15 protein-coding genes are annotated in these 16,425 nt (G+C 69.7%); 2 read left to right on the top strand and 13 right to left on the bottom strand.

Annotated elements, in window-relative coordinates; all coding sequences use genetic code 11:
• From F1643_RS04560 to F1643_RS04540, 5 genes are all read right to left on the bottom strand, one after another.
• The coding region (locus tag F1643_RS04560) for an SDR family NAD(P)-dependent oxidoreductase (RefSeq protein ID WP_194911151.1) at positions 1-567 on the bottom strand (567 nt) is incomplete at its 3' end.
• 14 nt (positions 568-581) lie between these two features.
• Positions 582-1,562: an ABC transporter substrate-binding protein gene (locus F1643_RS04555; RefSeq protein WP_194911148.1), complete on the bottom strand. Its 981-nt coding sequence runs from the start codon at positions 1,560-1,562 to the stop codon at positions 582-584.
• Positions 1,559-2,581 carry an amidohydrolase family protein gene (locus F1643_RS04550; protein WP_194911146.1) on the bottom strand — a complete coding sequence of 341 codons (1,023 nt, stop codon included), beginning with the start codon at positions 2,579-2,581 and terminating at the stop codon, positions 1,559-1,561. The genes F1643_RS04555 and F1643_RS04550 overlap by 4 nt, the downstream gene beginning before the upstream one ends.
• An 85-nt stretch (positions 2,582-2,666) precedes the next feature.
• Positions 2,667-4,184 carry an ABC transporter permease gene (locus F1643_RS22260; RefSeq protein WP_255542396.1) on the bottom strand — a complete coding sequence of 506 codons (1,518 nt, stop codon included), beginning with the start codon at positions 4,182-4,184 and terminating at the stop codon, positions 2,667-2,669.
• Positions 4,181-4,954 carry an ABC transporter ATP-binding protein gene (locus tag F1643_RS04540; protein WP_194911143.1) on the bottom strand — a complete coding sequence of 258 codons (774 nt, stop codon included), beginning with the start codon at positions 4,952-4,954 and terminating at the stop codon, positions 4,181-4,183. Before F1643_RS04540 ends, F1643_RS22260 begins: the two co-directional genes overlap by 4 nt.
• Before the next feature lie 367 nt (positions 4,955-5,321).
• On the opposite strand from F1643_RS04540, the gene F1643_RS04535 reads away from it, so the two are divergent.
• Complete coding sequence (locus F1643_RS04535) at positions 5,322-6,254, top strand: LysR family transcriptional regulator (protein WP_194911141.1); 933 nt, start codon at positions 5,322-5,324, stop codon at positions 6,252-6,254.
• Positions 6,255-6,296: 42 nt separating this feature from the next.
• Here F1643_RS04535 and F1643_RS22255 read toward each other — a convergent pair whose 3' ends face one another.
• The 3 genes from F1643_RS22255 to F1643_RS24415 form a co-directional block, all read right to left on the bottom strand.
• A complete protein-coding gene (locus F1643_RS22255) occupies positions 6,297-6,431 on the bottom strand; it encodes a hypothetical protein (RefSeq protein WP_255542395.1) in 135 nt (44 codons plus the stop codon).
• A gap of 3 nt (positions 6,432-6,434) precedes the next feature.
• The gene (locus F1643_RS22250) at positions 6,435-7,955 is read right to left on the bottom strand and encodes an AMP-binding protein (RefSeq protein WP_194911139.1); all 1,521 of its coding nucleotides are present in this window, start codon (positions 7,953-7,955) and stop codon (positions 6,435-6,437) included.
• A 100-nt stretch (positions 7,956-8,055) separates the two neighbouring features.
• Positions 8,056-8,364 (bottom strand): cupin domain-containing protein, encoded by a 309-nt coding sequence (locus tag F1643_RS24415; protein ID WP_206692329.1) that lies wholly within the window; start codon positions 8,362-8,364, stop codon positions 8,056-8,058.
• A 13-nt stretch (positions 8,365-8,377) separates the two neighbouring features.
• Between F1643_RS24415 and F1643_RS24410 the strand changes: the two genes are divergently transcribed.
• Entirely contained in the window at positions 8,378-8,695 is a 318-nt protein-coding gene (locus tag F1643_RS24410; protein ID WP_370540465.1) for a hypothetical protein, read from the top strand.
• Between the two features lie 5 nt (positions 8,696-8,700).
• On the opposite strand, the gene F1643_RS04515 is transcribed toward F1643_RS24410, so the two are convergent.
• From F1643_RS04515 to F1643_RS04500, 5 genes are all read right to left on the bottom strand, one after another.
• Positions 8,701-9,537 carry an ATP-binding cassette domain-containing protein gene (locus F1643_RS04515; RefSeq protein ID WP_255542414.1) on the bottom strand — a complete coding sequence of 279 codons (837 nt, stop codon included), beginning with the start codon at positions 9,535-9,537 and terminating at the stop codon, positions 8,701-8,703.
• 11 nt (positions 9,538-9,548) lie between these two features.
• Positions 9,549-11,555, bottom strand: a complete 2,007-nt coding sequence (locus tag F1643_RS22240; RefSeq protein WP_255542393.1) for a hypothetical protein — start codon at positions 11,553-11,555, stop codon at positions 9,549-9,551.
• Positions 11,556-11,570: 15 nt separating this feature from the next.
• Positions 11,571-13,712 (bottom strand): cysteine peptidase family C39 domain-containing protein, encoded by a 2,142-nt coding sequence (locus F1643_RS04510; protein WP_194911125.1) that lies wholly within the window; start codon positions 13,710-13,712, stop codon positions 11,571-11,573.
• A gap of 1 nt (position 13,713) precedes the next feature.
• Positions 13,714-15,048 carry an NHLP bacteriocin system secretion protein gene (locus F1643_RS04505; RefSeq protein WP_194911115.1) on the bottom strand — a complete coding sequence of 445 codons (1,335 nt, stop codon included), beginning with the start codon at positions 15,046-15,048 and terminating at the stop codon, positions 13,714-13,716.
• A 103-nt stretch (positions 15,049-15,151) separates the two neighbouring features.
• Positions 15,152-16,249 (bottom strand): hypothetical protein, encoded by a 1,098-nt coding sequence (locus F1643_RS04500; RefSeq protein ID WP_194911113.1) that lies wholly within the window; start codon positions 16,247-16,249, stop codon positions 15,152-15,154.
• Positions 16,250-16,425 lie beyond the last annotated feature (176 nt).

Genomic DNA, 16,425 nt, shown 5'->3' with positions numbered 1-16,425 from the left:
GCACCAGCGTCGAGCCGGCGAGACGCAATTGACCCGGACCCCGGCGCGCCCCCACTCCCCGGCAAGGTTCAGCGTCAGGCTGACCACCCCCGCCTTGCTCGACGCATAGGCATGGACCGGCACCGAACCGATGGCGGCGATCGACGCGATGTTGACGATGCTGCCCCGCCCCTGCCGCGCCATGCGGGTGCCGAAGGCGCGGTTGGCGTAATAGGTGCCGGTCAGGTTGACGTGGACCGTGCGCTCCCACACCTCCAGCGGCAGCTCGGCCGGCGGCAGCACCGGCTGGAAGACCGCGGCGGCGACCACCAGGGCGCCGACCGGACCATGCGCCGCCTCGATGGCGGCGGCCGCCCGCTCGACCGCGTCGGCGTCGGCGATGTCGAGCGCCAGCGTGGCGCCGCCGATCTCGCCGGCCACCCGCTCCGCCGCCTCCGGGTCGAGGTCGGCGACCGCCAGCCGCCAGCCGCGCGACGCCATCAGGCGGGCGGTCTCCTCCCCGATGCCGTTGCCGCCGCCGATGACGACGGCCAGCGCGCCGCCCGCGGCCGGGATTTGCTGGGTCATGGCGGAATACCCCGTCACTTGCGCAGGTCGGCGGCGAGGAAGGAGTCGTCCAGCACCTTCGACCAGTCCACCGGGCCGGACCACTCGCCCATGCGCTCCATGCCCTTGACCCAGATGTTCAGGCCGTCCATGTCGAAATCGCCCTGGCTCCAGTACTTGATCGCCGCCATGCGCTTCATCGAGGTTGTGGCGACATCGACCGGCAGCGTGTCGCCGTAGCGCTTGGCGACCATCCTCGCTGCCTCCTCCGGGTTCTCGTAGATGAAGTTCACCGCCGAGCGCCAGGCGGCGAGCAGCCCGCGCAGCTGGTCCGGGCTCTTGCGCATGAAGTCGCCGGTGGCGACGCCGACGGTCGGCGTCATCGACGGCAGGTTCTCCAGAGAGAAGGCGACCTTGTAGCGGTCCTTGCGGGCGCTGTAGAGCGGCTCCAGGATCAGCGCCGCGTCCACCCCGCCCTGTTCCAGCGCCGACAGGCCGGAGCCGACGGAGCCCAGCGCCACAATGTCGGCCTTGCCGGGGAAGCCGGCCGCCTCGAAGGCCATGACGACCATCAGTTCGCTCGACGATTTCGGCGCGGTGATGCCGACCTTGCGGCCGACCAGATCCTTGACCGAGGAGACGCCGCTGTCCGGCCGCGTCACCCACAGCAGGTCGTCCACCCGGCGGATCGCGGTGTGGACGATGCGGATGTCCATGCCCTGCCTGATGCCGGCCAGCGCGGTGGAGGTGCTGACGATGCCGTAGCCCAGCCCGCCGCCCACCATGTTGCGGATGCCGGTGCCGCCGCCGACCGAGCTCATCACGTCGGTGACGTCGACGCCGTTCTTCTTGTAGTCGCCCCGCTCCAGCGCCACGGCGATCGGGGCGGTGTTCAGCAGGGCGCCGTAATGGGACGCCATGATCTCCAGCGCATGGGCCTGCGGCGCCGAGGCCAGCAGGCCGCCGATCAGCGGCACCGCGGCCAGCGCGCGGGTCAGGAATCGGGTGATGGTCATGGCGTCCCTCCGTTGAAGATCTTGTCTTTTCTGAGCAGGCGGCGGGCGTTGCCGGCCAGCGCCGGCGACACGGCGCCGTGGTGTCCGTCCTCCGGCTGGTCCCAGCCGGCGAAGTTGGTGCCGAAGACCAGCCGGTCCGGTCCAACCACCTGGGTCAGCAGTGCCAGCGCCCGGTCGTCGTTCAGGTGCGTGTCGAACCACAGCCGCGACAGCATCTCCTCGAAGGCGCCATCCTTCTTCATCGACTGGCTGGCCCACGGGCGCTTCATGCCGGCCTGCGCCAGCCGTCCGGCGGTGAAGGCGGCGGCACCGCCGCCATGGCTGATCCAGACGTCCAGCCTGGGGTGGCGTTCCAGCACGCCGCCGAAGATCAGGGTGGCGACGGCGATGGTCTCCTGCGCGGCGAAGCCGATGATGACGTCGAGGTCGAATCGCTTCAGCGAAGGATCGCCGGGCGGTCCGTCGATGCCGGCCGGGGCCGGATGCAGGAACAGCGGCACGTCCAGCCGGACGAATGCCTCGTAGAGCCTGTCGAACTCCGGGCTGTGCAGCGGCTCGCCCGCGAATTCGGTGCCGGTCGCCGCCCCCCACAGGCCCAGTTCGGTGACGGAGCGCTCCAGTTCGTCCGTCGCGGCGCGCGGATCCTGCATCGGCAGGGCGGCCAGTCCGCCCAGCCTGTCGGGATAGCGCGCGACCAGCTCCGCCAGCGCGTCGTTGTGCCGGCGGCAGAAGGAGACGGCCGAAGGGACGTCGATGTGGTGGAAGTAGTTCAGCGGGCTGGCCGACAGCACCTGGAAATCGATGCCGGCCTGGTCCATGCGGCGCAGCCGCAGCTCCGGGTCGGTGAAGGGGCTGTTCAGGTGGCGGACGCCGCTCAGCCGGTAATTGCCGACGCGGTACCAGGGCTGGCCATTCTCGTCGACGCCGTGCTCCGGCCCGTGGATTCCGGCGGCGCCGTTGGTGGCCTCCAGACGGACATGGGCATGGACGTCGATCAGCGTCGCGGTTTCGATGGGCATGACAGGGTCCTTTCCGCCGGACTGGCCGGCGGCCGGGAAGAAGGTGACGGGCGAAAGCGGGACGTGGGGCGGAGGCGGGCGCCGCTCAGGCGACCCGGTGCATCCGGTTGTCGAGCGCGAGCAGCGCGCTGTTGACCGCCAGGGCGAACAGGCCGATCAGCACGGTGACGCTCATCATCGTCGCGGTGTCGTTGACACTGATGCCGTTCATGATCATGAAGCCCAGCCCGCGCTTGGAGGCGAACATCTCGCCGACCATCACGCCCAGCAGGGTGATGGAGAAGCTGATGCGCAGGCCGGTCACGATCTCCGGGACCGTCGCCGGCACCAGGATCGCGGTCAGCGTCTGCATCCGCGTCAGCCGCATGGCGCGGGCCGAGCGCCGCAGCACCGGGTTCATGGCGCGGATGGCCCCCATCGTCACCAGCATCATCGGGATGAAGCCGTGCAGCGTGCCGAAGGCGACCTTTGCCGGCATGCCCAGCCCGAACAGCAGCAGGATCACCGGATAGAGCGTGACCTTGGGAATGGCGTAGAGGGTGACGAACAGCGGTTCCAGCACGTCCGACAGCGACCGGTTCGCGCCGATCAGCACGCCCGCCAGCCCGCCGCCGATGCAGGAGATCAGCAGCGACAGCCCCAGCGCCTTGGCTGTCTCCGCCACGTTTTCCCAGAAGGACGGGTTGCCGAACAGGACCATCAGCCGGTTCAGGGTGACGGCGGGCGAGGCCAGAGCCTCGTCCCCCGCTAGCCCGTGGAACAGCTGCCAGCCGCCCAGGATCAGCAGGGCGATGACGGCGGCGGCCACCAGCTTTTCCCCGCCCCCGGCGGTGTCGCGGGCGGCGCCGACGCGGCCGGCACCGGAGCGGTGGCGCACCCGCTGTTCCGCCCAGTGCAACAGGACGGTCAGACTCGATACGAACACCACCACGAACAGCAGCAGCGCGTACATCGTCCGGTCCTGGAGATTGTTGTACGCGAAGGCGATGGAGTAGCCGAGCCCGCTGCCGGCCAGGATGAACTCCGCCCCGATGACGCCTGTCACCGAATAGCTCAACGCCAGCTTCACCCCGGTGAAGATGTGCGGCCCGGCCGCCGGAAGCTGGATCAGCAGCGCGTCCTGGAAACGGTCGAGGCGATAGGTGCGGCCGACTTTGCGCAGCACCGGCGGGATGCGGTCCAGTCCCGACAGCGTCGCCGTCACCATCGCCATCACCGCGTAGAGGAAGCCCATGGCGATGATCGGCAGAGCGTTCATGCCGAGCAGAACGATGAACAGCGGATACAGCACGAAGAACGGCAGGGCGTAATAGCTGGCGATCAACGGCTCCACGGCCCGGCGCACCCGCGGCAGGGCGTGAAGCGCGACGCCGCCGGCGAATCCCGCCACCATCGCGGCGACGGCGGCGGCGAGGATGTTGCGCAGGGTGAAGCCGATCTGCGTCCAGAATCCGTCGGTTCCCATCAGCCGGACCAGCTCGGTCAGCATCTCCGACGGCGGGATCATGGTGCCGCGCCCGACATAGCCCAGGCGGCAGGACGCCTCCAGCGTCAGGACGGCCGAGGCGGTGATCAGCAGGCGCTGGATGCCGGCGCGCGTCATCCCGCGACCCTCCGCTGGCTTGCCATCGCCTTCAGCGATTCCTCGCGCAGCGTGTTCCACAGGCGGGTGGTGACGTCGCCGAAGGCCGGTTCGGCGGCGATGGCGCTGGTCCGGTCGCGCGGCCAGCCGGTCTCGACGATCTCGATGAAGCGGCCGGGACGCGACGACATCACGCCGATGCGGTCGGACAGCATCGCCGCCTCGTCCAGCGCGTGGGTGATGAGCAGGACGGTTGCCCCGCTGGCCCGCCACAGCCGCAGCAGCTCGTCGCCCATCAGCAGGCGCGTCTGCTGGTCGAGCGCGCCGAACGGTTCGTCGAGCAGCACCAGGCGCGGACGCATCACCAGCGTGCGGGCGATGCAGACGCGCTGGCGCATGCCGCCGGACAGCTGGTTGGGATAGGCGTCGGCGAAGTCGTTGAGACCCATGAAATCGATGGCATGGCGCACGCGGTCCTCCGCCTCCGGGCCGCGGAAGCCGGCGCGGCGCAGGCCGAAGGCGATGTTGTCGCGCACGCTCAGCCAGGGGAAGGACGCATCCTCCTGGAACACCACGCCGACCCCGTCGGGAACCGTGCCGCGCACGCGCTTGCCCTCGAAGGTGATGGTGCCGTCGGTGGGGCTGCTCAGCCCGGCCAGCACGTCGAGCAGGGTGGATTTGCCGCAGCCGGACGGCCCGACGATGGAGAAGAACTCTCCCCGGCGCAGCTCCAGATCGACCGGCCCCAACGCGTGGACGGCGGTTCCGAAGATGCGGGTGACGCCCGTCATCACCGCATGGCTTCCGGCCGCCGAGCCGCTGGCCCCCTGGGAGCGGCCGAAGGGTATGGGGTGCGACGGATAGGGCCCCCCTGCCGCTTCCTGGGGAACCGGCGCTCTTTCTGACGATAGGCCACGCATGGATTGCATCTCCCTCCCAGTGTCGGGCGTTCGACGTTTCGCCTGAATTCTGTTTGTTTTGTAAGCATACAAATGCAGCCCGCCGGCTCTGTCCAGGACAGCTTTGGACCACCCCCATACAAAAATTGTTTGCCCTCCCCCGCCTCCGGTGCGAGGCTTCGGGCCGTGTCCGTGGCGCACCGTTCTGCCATTGCTTCGAGGCAAGTGACGCGAACCGCCGCAACGATGGGTCCGACAGATGCGCAGCCGCCAGCTTGAAAGCTTCATCCTGGTCTGCGAATTGGGCAGCATCAGCAAGGCCGCGCTGGCGCTGAACATCGCGCAGCCGGCATTGGGGGTCCAGATCAAGGCGCTGGAAAGGGAGTTCGGCGTGCCGCTGTTGGTGCGCACCGTCACCGGGACCCACCCCACCCCGGCCGGCCTCCTCTTCCTGGAAGAGGCACGGCTGATGGTGCGGCGCCTGCAGGACTTGAAACGCTCGCTGCGCGAGGTTGCCGGGCAGGTTCCAAGAACACTGGCCGTGGGACTGACCCCCAGCCTGTCGGGGCTTCTGGCCGGCAGGCTGATGGAACGGCTACGCGGCGCCCTGCCTGGGGTCGAACTGAAGCTGTTCGAGGAACTGAGCCACGCCCTGATCGGTCATGTCTCCTCAGGCAAGCTGGATCTTGCGCTGGCCTATACGGTGCCGCGCAGCCGCATGCTGCATCGGGAACCGCGGCTGAACGAGGCGCTGTGCCTGATCACCCATCCGGGCTCGCGCTTCGACCGGACCGGTTCCCTGTCGCTGGCGGCCATCGCCGACGCCGAACTGGCGATGCCCAACGAGGGCGATCTGGTCCGGCGCCTGGTCACCGACGCGATGACCGCGCGCGGGCTGGTGCCGAACGTCGCCTTCTCGCTCGAATCGATGCAGGCGATCAAGGACATGGTCCGGCGTGGACTGGCCTGCGCGATCCTGCCGCACAGCGCCGTGGCGGAGGACATCCAGGCGGGCGCCCTGGTGATCCGGCCGATCAGCGACCCGGCGCTGATGCGAACGCTGTTCCTCATTCATCCCGCCGGAAGCGAAATGAATGCCGCCACCGTACAGGCGCTGCGCATCATCGACGGGCTGCTCGACGAATTGAGGAGCGAGGATCGGAACTTCACCGTCGCGACGGAACAGGATTGATGTCCTCCGCCGGAAGTGACGTCCCGACGGAGGAGGCCGCTGTCAGCGAATGCGTTCCAGAACACCGGCGCAATTGGCGACCGAGGTCCCGCCCATGTTGAAGACGCCACCCAGCGCGGCGTCCTTCACCCGGATCGGCTCCGGCATCTTGCCGCACAGTTGCATGGCCGGCAGCACATCTTATGCACCGGCAACCAGACGCTCGCGCAGTTCGCGCTTCAGCACCTTGCCGTAATTGTTCTTCGGCAGGCCGTCGACGAACAGGTAGCGCTTGGGCCGCTTGAAGCGGGCGATGCTGGCGTTGCAGTGGGCGTCGAGGCTGTCGGGAGAAATCTCGCGACCGGGTTCGGCGACGATGAAGGCGACGACGATCTCGCCCCATTCCGGATCGGGCTGGCCGGTGACGCAGACCTCGGCGACGTCCGCATGGCGCAGCAGCACCTCCTCCACCTCGCGCGGATAGATGTTGGTGCCGCCGCTGATGATGACGTCCTTCGACCGGTCGCGCAGCGTCAGGTACCCGCGCCGGTCGAAGGATCCCATGTCGCCGGTGTAGAGCCAGCCGTCGCGTAGCGCCTCGGCCGTCGCCCTGTCGTTGTTCCAGTAGCCGGCCATCACCACGTCGCCGCGGCAGACGATCTCGCCCACCTCGCCGGGGTGCAGCGGCCGGCCTTCGGCATCCACCACGGCCACCTCGACGCCGCTGCGGGCGAAGCCGACGGAGCCCAGCACCGCGTCGTCATCGGTGGCATGGTCGCGGCGGCGCAAGGACGTGATGGTCATCGGCGCCTCGCCCTGGCCGTAGATCTGGGCAAAGACCGGACCGAAGGTCGCGAGCGACCGCCGCAGTTCCTCCACATACATCGGCCCGCCGCCATAGACGATAGAGCGCAGATTCGCCGGCCGCCGCCCGCTGCGCTCCGCCTCCAGCCGCAGCCGCTGCACCATGGTCGGGGCCAGGAAGGCGCCGCAGCCGGGATGATGGTCGCAAAGGTCGAGGAATTCCGCCGGTTCGAAGGCCGAGGAGGCCGGAACCACCTGCCGGGCACCGCGGGCGACATAGGCCGCCATGTACAGGCCGGAGCCGTGCGACATCGGTGCGGCATGCAGCAGGCTGCACTCCTCGTCCACCGCCTCGACATCGGCAAGATGGGCGACGGTCATGGCCAGCAGGTTGCGGTGGGACAGCATCGCCCCCTTCGACCGGCCGGTGGTGCCGCTGGTGTAGAACAGCCAGCCCAGCGCCTCCGGGTCTGGGTTCACCGGTCCGGCCCATTCCTCCCCTGCCGCCAGCGCCGCATGGTCCGCCCCGCCGATGACGATGCGGCGGCAGGACGCCGCCGGCGACCCGGTCAGCGCCTGTTCCAGCCCGCCGGCCAGCTTGGGCGAAACCAAGACGGTGGACGCCGCGGAATCCTCCAGGATCTGCACCAGCTCGCGCGGGTGCAGCTTGGCGTTGACCGGCGTCGCCGCCATCCCGGCCGCCCAGATGGCGAAGAGCAGCTCGACATAGTCCGGCACATTCTCGCTGGCGATGGCGATCCGGTCGCCCGGTTGTCCCGATGCGCGCAGCCCGCCGGCGATCCGCAACGCGCGCGAGCGCAGCTCGGCAAAGCTGTGGACCGGCTCGGTCCCGCGGAACACCGCCCCGCGGTCGGGATGGCGGGCCGCCGCCTGATCGAGGAGGGAGAAGAGATTCACCGGCGCTGTTCCCTTGTTGGACTGGTCCACTGCGTCGAACGGCGGATCGTCCGTTCGTGTTACAAATATTCTGGCCTCTTCGGCGTGAAGATGTCCAGGTTCAGAACCGGCTCGACGCCGACGACCTCCCCGAATGCTCGACATTGGACGGAATGGCGAGCAGGCCGTTCGGGCCGACCGGATGCTGCTCGCCATTGACGTGGAAGCGGATGGTGCCGGCCAGGATGAGGACGATCTGCTGATGCACATGGCTGTGCGGACGCGGCTCGTGGCCGGGCATCAGGCGATGCTGCGCCAGAATGGCGACTGCCTGTATCACGCCCGGCATCAGCCCGCCGAGGAACGCGCCGAAAGGCCGGCCGAAGCCGCCGATGATGGCGGCGACGGCGCCCAGCGGGGAATGGAACATCGACCACGACCCCATGCCGTCCATGGGCGCCGAGGATTTCGCCTTCATGCTGAAGGAGCGGCCGGGCTGCTACAGCTGGCTCGGCAACGGTCCGGCCGAGGGCGGCTGCCTGCTGCACAATCCGGCCTACGACTTCAACGATGCCAATCTCGCCATCGTCGGCGCGGGCGTGACCGGCCTCTCCACCGCGATCGACCAACGCCTACACCGACGACCTATGGCGGGGCCTGCGGCGCTCCATCGTGCCGGTGCTGAATTTCCAGATGGTGACGGAACCGTTGCCGGCCTGGCTGGGCGACAGCGTGCTTCCCTCGGACATGGCCTGCGCTGAGGGCACTACGCCCCCAGCAATCCACGGGCCTGCAGGTCGGCGAACCGGCCGGCATGGGCGACGCGGCCGCCGTCCAGGATCAGGATCCGGTCGGCGCCGCGGATGGTCTCCAGCCGGTGGGCGATGACGATCCGGGTGCAGTCCAGCGAAGTCAGGGTGCGGATGGTCGCCGCCTGGGTGGCGTTGTCGAGCGCGCTGGTCGCTTCGTCGAGGATCAGGACGTCGGGCTTGGTCACCAGCGCGCGGGCAAGCAGCAGCCGCTGCACCTGTCCGCCCGACAGCGTGCGCGACGCATCGGCGATGGGCGTGCGCACGCCGAGCGGCATCGCCCGGATTTCGTCGGCGATGGCCGACGCCGCCAGCGCGTCCCAGATTTCCGCCGCGGTCGCGCCGCTCAGGCCGCGCACCACGTCGATCAGCGCGCCCGGCGGAAGCTGCGCCCCCTGGAGCACGGTGCCGACCCGCCGCCGCAACAGCCCCAGATCGAGCGAGGACAGGTCGTTGCCGTCATAGGTGATGCTGCCCACCCGCGGCCGTTCCAGCCCCAGCAACAGCCGCACGAGCGTGGATTTGCCGCAACCGGACCGGCCGAGGATCGCCACATACTCGCCGGCGGCGATGGTGAGATTGAGATTGGCGAAGACCGGGGTCTCCGCCTGGGCGTAGTTGAAATACAGCCCGCTGACCACGATCTGGCCGGACAACCGGCCGGGATCGATGCGCCCCAGCGCCGGTTCCGGCGCGCAATTCAACACCGGATCGGCGTAGCCACGGGCGGCATAGACCTGATAGAAGGCGCCGAACCCGTCACCCAGCGCCGCCGCCGCCCCGTTGGCGATCATGTAGGCGGTCATCATCGCGACGATGCTGGCGCTGTCGGTCCCGGCGGCATGGAAGACCAGGAACAGCGCCGCCATCGCCAGCACCGGCAAGGCCGCGTTGACCGACGCCATGCAGCCCTCGATCTTCTGCACCTCCATGCGCTTTTCGCGCATGCCGATGAAGCGCTCCGCCCAATGGGAGAGCGCCCAATGCTCGCGGCGGCCAGACGCAGCTTGGCGATGCCGGTCAGGAACTGCATCGCCAGGGAATCGGCCTGCCCGTTCAGCGCCTCCCCCACTTTGTAGACACGTGCCCGCAGCACCGCCGACAAGGCCGCCAGCCCGAGCTGGACCGCCAACGCCAGCATGGCCACCACCGCGCCGCCGCCATGGAAGGACGCCATGGCGAAGATGCTGGCCACCAGCACGGCGCCGGTCCCGATGCCGGCGACCATGAATCCCAGGGCGGCCAGCGGCAACGCCATCGCCATGCCCACCCGCGCCGCCATGTCGCCGGCCGAATGCTGGCGCAGCACCGGCATGGGCAGCCGCAGCACCCGGTCCCACAGGCCGGCATGCAGCCCGGCCTCGCGCATGGTCTGCATGCTCTGGCGCGTCACCTCGCCGACCAGCTGGATCACCAGCGTGACCGCGGCGACGCAGCCCAGCAGGATGCCCAGCTCCAGCAGGCCGGCATGGTCGCGCGCCGGCACCAGCGACGAGAAGGCGAACTTCATCCCGAACGGCATGGCGAGGCCGAGCAGCGCGCCCAGCGCCGCCACCGCCAGAGTCAGCAGCCAGAAGGCCGGCGGCGTTCGGACGAAGCGCATCAGCGAGCCGACCGTCTGCGGCCGGTCCGGCAGCGGCTCCACCATGGTCCAGGCCGAGGGGGACAGGCCGGCGGCGACCGCTGCCGTGACCGGGACCGGCTTGGCGCCTTCGCCGGCCAGCATTTCGTAACCGCGCCGGTTCGGCAGCAGCGCCACCGGCATACCGTCCAGCCTCGTCCCGACCAGCGGACCGAGCGGGCGACGCCACCAGCCCTCCGTCAGCGTCACCGGCCGGATGTGCAGCCCGGAGGCACGGGCGATCTCCTCCATCGTCGGCTGGACGTCGAGGTCGCGTTCGCGCAGCAGCGTCGGCCGGCGCAGCCGCAGGCGCGGGTTGGTGCGGGCGGCGACCGCGCTCATTGCCGCGAACAGCGGATCGTGATGACCGCCGTCCGCCCGCGCCGGCGGCTTGCGGGCATGGTCCAGCAGGCGGCCGGCCAGATGGACGAAGCGTTCGCCCTCCTCCGCCTCGCGCACGCCGCGCAGCGACAGCCGCCCGGCCTCGTCCGCCTCGGCCAGACCGCGGGCGCCCATCAGCATCTCACCGCAGGCGGCGGTCAGCGCATGGATGCCGGTCAGCGCCGCGGGCAGGTCGCGGTGCAGGGGACGGCGGCCGAAGACGATGCGCATCGGCCCCGCGGCCTTCAGCCACGCGCGCGGCGGCAGCGGCATGATGCCCTGGACCATCTCCTGTTCCAGCAGCAGGGCGCCGGGCGCGGGGACGGCGCACCACAATCCGGCTTCCTGGACCATCACCAGCTGGGATTCGGCCAGATCGACCGCCGTGCCGCACCGTCCCTGCCGGTCGATGCGCTCGGGGTGCCAGAGGATGGCGGCGATGCCGGAAATCAGCGTGGACGACCAGGATTCCATCCCGGCCAGCAGGGCGTCCGGTTCGATCTCCTCCAGCGGATCGGCGACGGGCTCCAGCCGCGACCCGGCGGCCGGCACCGCGATCAGCCCCTGCATGAAGGCGTCGATGCCGACGAGAAGGCTGCCGGCCGGCAACCGCCCGAGGAACAGGCGGGAACCGGCGTTGGCCCCCATGGCGGCGACGGCGAAGATGTCGGCTTCGCCCTCCTCCAGGAACCACACCGATCCGGCGGGTTCCAGCGCCACGGCCGGCTGCTGGAAGTCGATGACGGGAAGGCCGGCCGCCCCCGAGGTGTCGGCTGCTGCGATTGCGGTCGCGTCTGCTGCGGTCGTCATCGGCGGTTCATCCGGTCAGGCCATGCTCAGCATCAGCGTGGAAAAGGCACCCGCGCGGCGCGCCAGTTCGGCCGGCGGACCGGACTCGACGATCTCGCCGCTCTGCATCACCAGAACGCGGTCGCAATCGCGGATCGCCGTCAGCCGGTGCGCGATCACCAGCATGGTGGCCCCCCGGCGGCGCAGGTTGGACAGCAGCTGCGCCTGGGTGTGATCGTCCAGGGCGGCGGTCGCCTCGTCCATCACCAGGATGCGCGGGTTCTGCACCAGGGCGCGCGCCATCTCGATGCGGGCGCGCTGGCCGCCGGACAGGTTGGCGCCGCCTTCGCTGACCATGGAGGCGTAGCCGTCGCGGCGGTCGATGATGATGTCGTGGATCACCGCGTCGCGGGCGGCGGCGAACAGCCGCTCGTCCGACACCGTCGGGTCCCACAGCGCGATGTTCTCGCGCACGCTGCCTTCGAACAGCGTCACGTTCTGGTCGACGACCTGCACGCTCTGCCGCAGCACCCGGCGCGGGATCTCGCGCAGCGGCTTGCCGTCGAGCAGCACTTCGCCCGACCAGGGCTCGTAGAGGCCGGCGGTCAGCAGAGCCAGCGTCGATTTGCCGGAGCCGGAGCCGCCGACCACCCCGACCCGCTCGCCCGGTTCGATGGTCAGCGACAGACCGCGGATCAGCGGTGGTGCCCGGCGCGAATGGCCGAAGGTCACGTCGCGCAGCTCGATCCGGCCGGTCAGCCGCCGCAGCACGGCGGGCGCCTGTTGCGGTTCGAGCTGCCGGAACTCCTCGGCGATGGGATGCTGCATGGTGTCGTCGAGCAGGCGCAGATAGGAGCGCGCCTCCTGCATGCGGACGCCGAGCTGGACGAGGCGCGACACCGGCGCCAGGAAGGCCGACAGCAGGACCAGGAAGCCCATCATGGCGCCGATGGTCATGCCGCCCTCGGCGACGATGCCGCCGCCGATGGTGACCACCGCGGCCGACGCCGCCCCGCCGACGAATGCCGGCAGCAGCCGCAGCACGGCGCGGCGCAGCATCAGCGACTGTCGGATGTTCAGCACGCGGGCATGGCGGGCGACCAGCCGCTCGAACAGCAGCCGCTCCGCCCCTGCGGCGCGGTAGGTCTCGATCATGCGCAGCCCCTGCTTGGCATCGGCGCCTTCCTGCGCCGACTCGTTCAGCAGACGCTGCTGCCCCTCCTCCAGCTGGCGCGACAACAGGGCCAGCGCCAGGGCCAAGCCGGCGGCGGCGACGACGGCGACGAGCGCCAGCGCCGGCTGGTAGAAGGCCATCGCCGCCAGATAGGTCAGCGCGGTCAGGATGGCGAACAGGCAGCCGCCGATCTCGCCCGCCAGCAGTTCGGCCAGCCGGTCGCTCTGCATGATGCGGTCGGCGACCGCCGCGGGCCCGCGCTGGCCGAAGAATCCCATCGGCAGCCGCAGCACCCGTTCCATGAAGCCGATGCCGCCCAGCAGGGCCAGACGGGTTTCCAGCCGGTGCAGCACGCTTTTCTGCAGCCATGTGAAGGTGAGGGTGACGACGCTGACCACCAGCATCGCGCCGATCAGCGGCGACATCCAGTCGGCCAGCCCGCCGACCAGGACGCTGTCCATGAAGATCTGGCGGAAGGCGGGGAACAGCATGCCGGGGATCGCCAGCAGCAGGCTGAGCGCCGCGGCGAACCACACCGCTCCCCAGGATTTGCGCAGCCGCCGGGCGAGGCCGCGCAGCGCGCTGGGCGCGGAACCGCCCTTGCGGAACTCCGGTCCCGGCGACATCAGCAGGGCAATACCGGTGAACTGGCGGCGGAACTCCGCATCGTCTACGCGGCGGCGGCCACGCGCCGGGTCGTTCAGATACCACCAGCGCCCGCGCCGTCCCTCCAGCACCAGGAAATGGTCCATTCCCCAATGCAGGATCATCGGCCCCGACTGCCCGTGCAGCCCCTCCGGCTCGGTGCGCACGCCGCGGGCCTGCAGGCCCAGCTCACGCGCGGCCTGAACCAGATTGGCGGCGCGGCTGCCGTCGCGGGAGATGCCGCAGCGCTCGCGCAGATCCTCCAGCGTCAGCCAGCGGCCGTAATGGGCGGCGACGATGCCGAGCGCCGCGGCGCCGCATTCCGCCGCCTCGATCTGCAGGATCGACGGGGTGCGCATCTCAGGCCCCGGAGGGGGCCGGCTGAGGGGCCGGCTCCGTCGCCACGTTGCTCAGATCCAGCCGAAGCCATTGCTGAAGGATCGGCAGGGCCAGCGCGATCAGCCGCACCTTCTGCACGGTGATCTCCACCGACACCAGCGTGCCGCCGTCCATCGAGAATTTCGGCGGATTGCCGGTCGACCAGCGCAGCGCCCCGGCCGCGTCGCGGTCCAGCCGGATCATGATCTCGAAGGGGGTGCGCAGCGTCTTCTGGAACTCGTTGACCAGCGCGTCGTTCTGCAGGGTGCGGAGCATGCCGACGCTGCTGGCGGGGGTGTCGGCCACCCGGTCGACACGTCCGACCAGATGGCCGTGCTCCTCCTTGCGGACCGATGCCGGCGACACGTCGGCCTCCATGCCGTGGCGCAGCTTCTTGCCGTCCTGCGCCCCGACATAGACCAGCGCCACCAGATCGCTGCCCTGCCCCGGCAAGGCGCCGTCGCGCTCGACGCTGACGATGGGTGCGCCGCTCGACACCACCTGCCCGATATTCGCCTTGGCCTCGACAACACGCCCGCCATAGGGAGACAGAACAGCGGCATAGCGCGTCAGCCGGTCGCGGGCGGATTCGACCGCGCGCGAGGCGGTCGCCACCCGCTGCTCGGCGGCCAGCATGTCCTTTTCGCGCTGGGTCTGGCGGCGGGCGGCGTCGAGCGTCATGGTCTGAAGCTCGTTGCGCTGCGCCTCCAGGTCGGAGCGGATGGTGAACAGCTCGATCTTGGCGGAGATGGCGCGGTCGCGGGTGGTCAGTCCGCGGTCGGCGAGCTGGCGGACCAGTTCCTCGCGCTCGGTCATCATCCGCTGGCGTTCCTGCAGCGAGGCGATGTTGCCGTTGACCGCCTGCTCGCGCGCCTGCCGCCAGACCTCGTCGGCATGCAGGTCGCGCTCCTGGAAACGCCGCATGTCGTCGCGGGCGGCAAGCGCATCCTGCAACTCGCCTTCCGCCTCGGCCAGCCGCAGCTTCTGCTCGCTCTGGTCGACCAGCGCCACGACGTCGCCCTGGCGGATCATGTCGCCCGGCTTGAAGCGGATGTCGTTGATCCGGCCGCTCGACTCCGACACCACGTCGATGACGCCGGCAGGGCTGACCAGGATGCCCTGACCGGTGACCTTGATCGAAACGTCGGTGAGGGACGCCCAGACGACGACGCCGACGACCAGCAACGCCAGCGTGACGCAGAAGGCCAGCACCGGCGGCCGCACCACCTCCAGGGCATCGTCCACCTGGGAAACGGAGGTGGCGGCCGCGGCAGCTTCGGCACGGAAGCTCGCCTTGCCGCCTTTGTCCCCCGACACCGTTGGATTTCCGCCACCAGCCGGTGACGACGCCGTCGCTGGCCTTTCCGTCGTCGCGCTCTCGCTCATGCCGCTCTGCCGTCCGCCGCCGAGCCGCCCGGCATCACCACTTCTTCATCTTCTTCTTGATGGTGTTCGTGACGCTCTTCGCCGTGTTGGAGACACTGTTGACCGCACTCTGCGCCGTGTTCGACACGTCGTGCGTCACCGACTGCGCGGTGTTGCTGACCGTGTTCGCGGTGCTCTGGGCAGTGTTGGACACCGTATGCGCCGCGTCGGTCACCGCCGGAGCCGCCGTGGTGGCCACGGACTGCGCGGTGTTGGCAACGGTGTGGGCGGCATCGGTGACGGCGGGAGTGGCCGCGGTGACGGCCTGGGCGCCGGCATGTTCGAGCGGGGCGGTGTTGACGGTGACTTCGCTGCTCAGCGTGACGCCGCCGATGCCGACCGCGACGCTGACGCCGGTTCCGATGGTGACATGGCCGTCGGAATAGCCGGCCGTGACCTCGGTGCCGCCACCGACCGACCCGCCGCTGATGTAGCCGACCTGCCCGGTGCCGCTGACATTGTTGTCGCCCACGGTGACGGAGGCCGAGACCTCCTGATAGATGCCGGCATAGCCGCTGGCCCCGGCATCGACGCCGCCCGCGCCGATGGAGGCGGTGACCTCGCCGCCGGCGCCGATCGCGATGGTTTGGCTGGCCGTCCCCTCGACCGTGACGCCGTTGCCGACATTTCCGCCGGCCGAAACCTCGGTGGTCATCGACACGCCGACAGAACCGGACGCGGATGCCTCCACCCCCGTGACCGAAACCGAAACGCTGGCGCTGCCGCCGACGCCGGCTTCGTAGCTGACGGTACTCGTGACCGGCCCGCTGGAGATCGAAACGCTGCCCTGGCTGCCGGCAAAGCCCTCGGCCGTGGCGGTCACGCCGCCGGACCCGATGGTCACGCCGGCCGAACCGCTCGCGCCGGCTCCCACTTCGGCCGTCACGGTGGCGCCGCCGAGATTGTGGCTGGTGGAAGTGGAAACGCCGACACTGCCCGAAGCGCTGGCGACCTCGACACCGACGCTGACGCTGACCCCGTTCTCATCCTCTTGCGCATGACCCGACTGGGCATTGGTCGTGCCGGTCCCCCCGACCACCACCAGAAGCTCGTCATCGGGAAGTTCGACCATCGCCGCCTGCATCTTGCTCATGCTTGCAATCCCTGGTTATTGGATGATCGGAAGTCTTTCGACCCGACATTCGTCGCGGCCGGGAAACGCGCAAAGTTCGCGTCAAATCATTTGTATGGGCGCTAACCGCTCGAGGTAATCCCATGTTTATGGGAGACCTTGAGAATCCAAATGTCCCGCAAGCCCCGGTGGTGATG

The organism is Azospirillum sp. INR13 (assembly GCF_015390205.1).
Classification (GTDB): Bacteria; Pseudomonadota; Alphaproteobacteria; order Azospirillales; family Azospirillaceae; genus Azospirillum.
The sequence above is the reverse complement of the archived record's forward strand: the minus strand, read 5'-3'. Positions and strand labels throughout refer to the sequence as shown.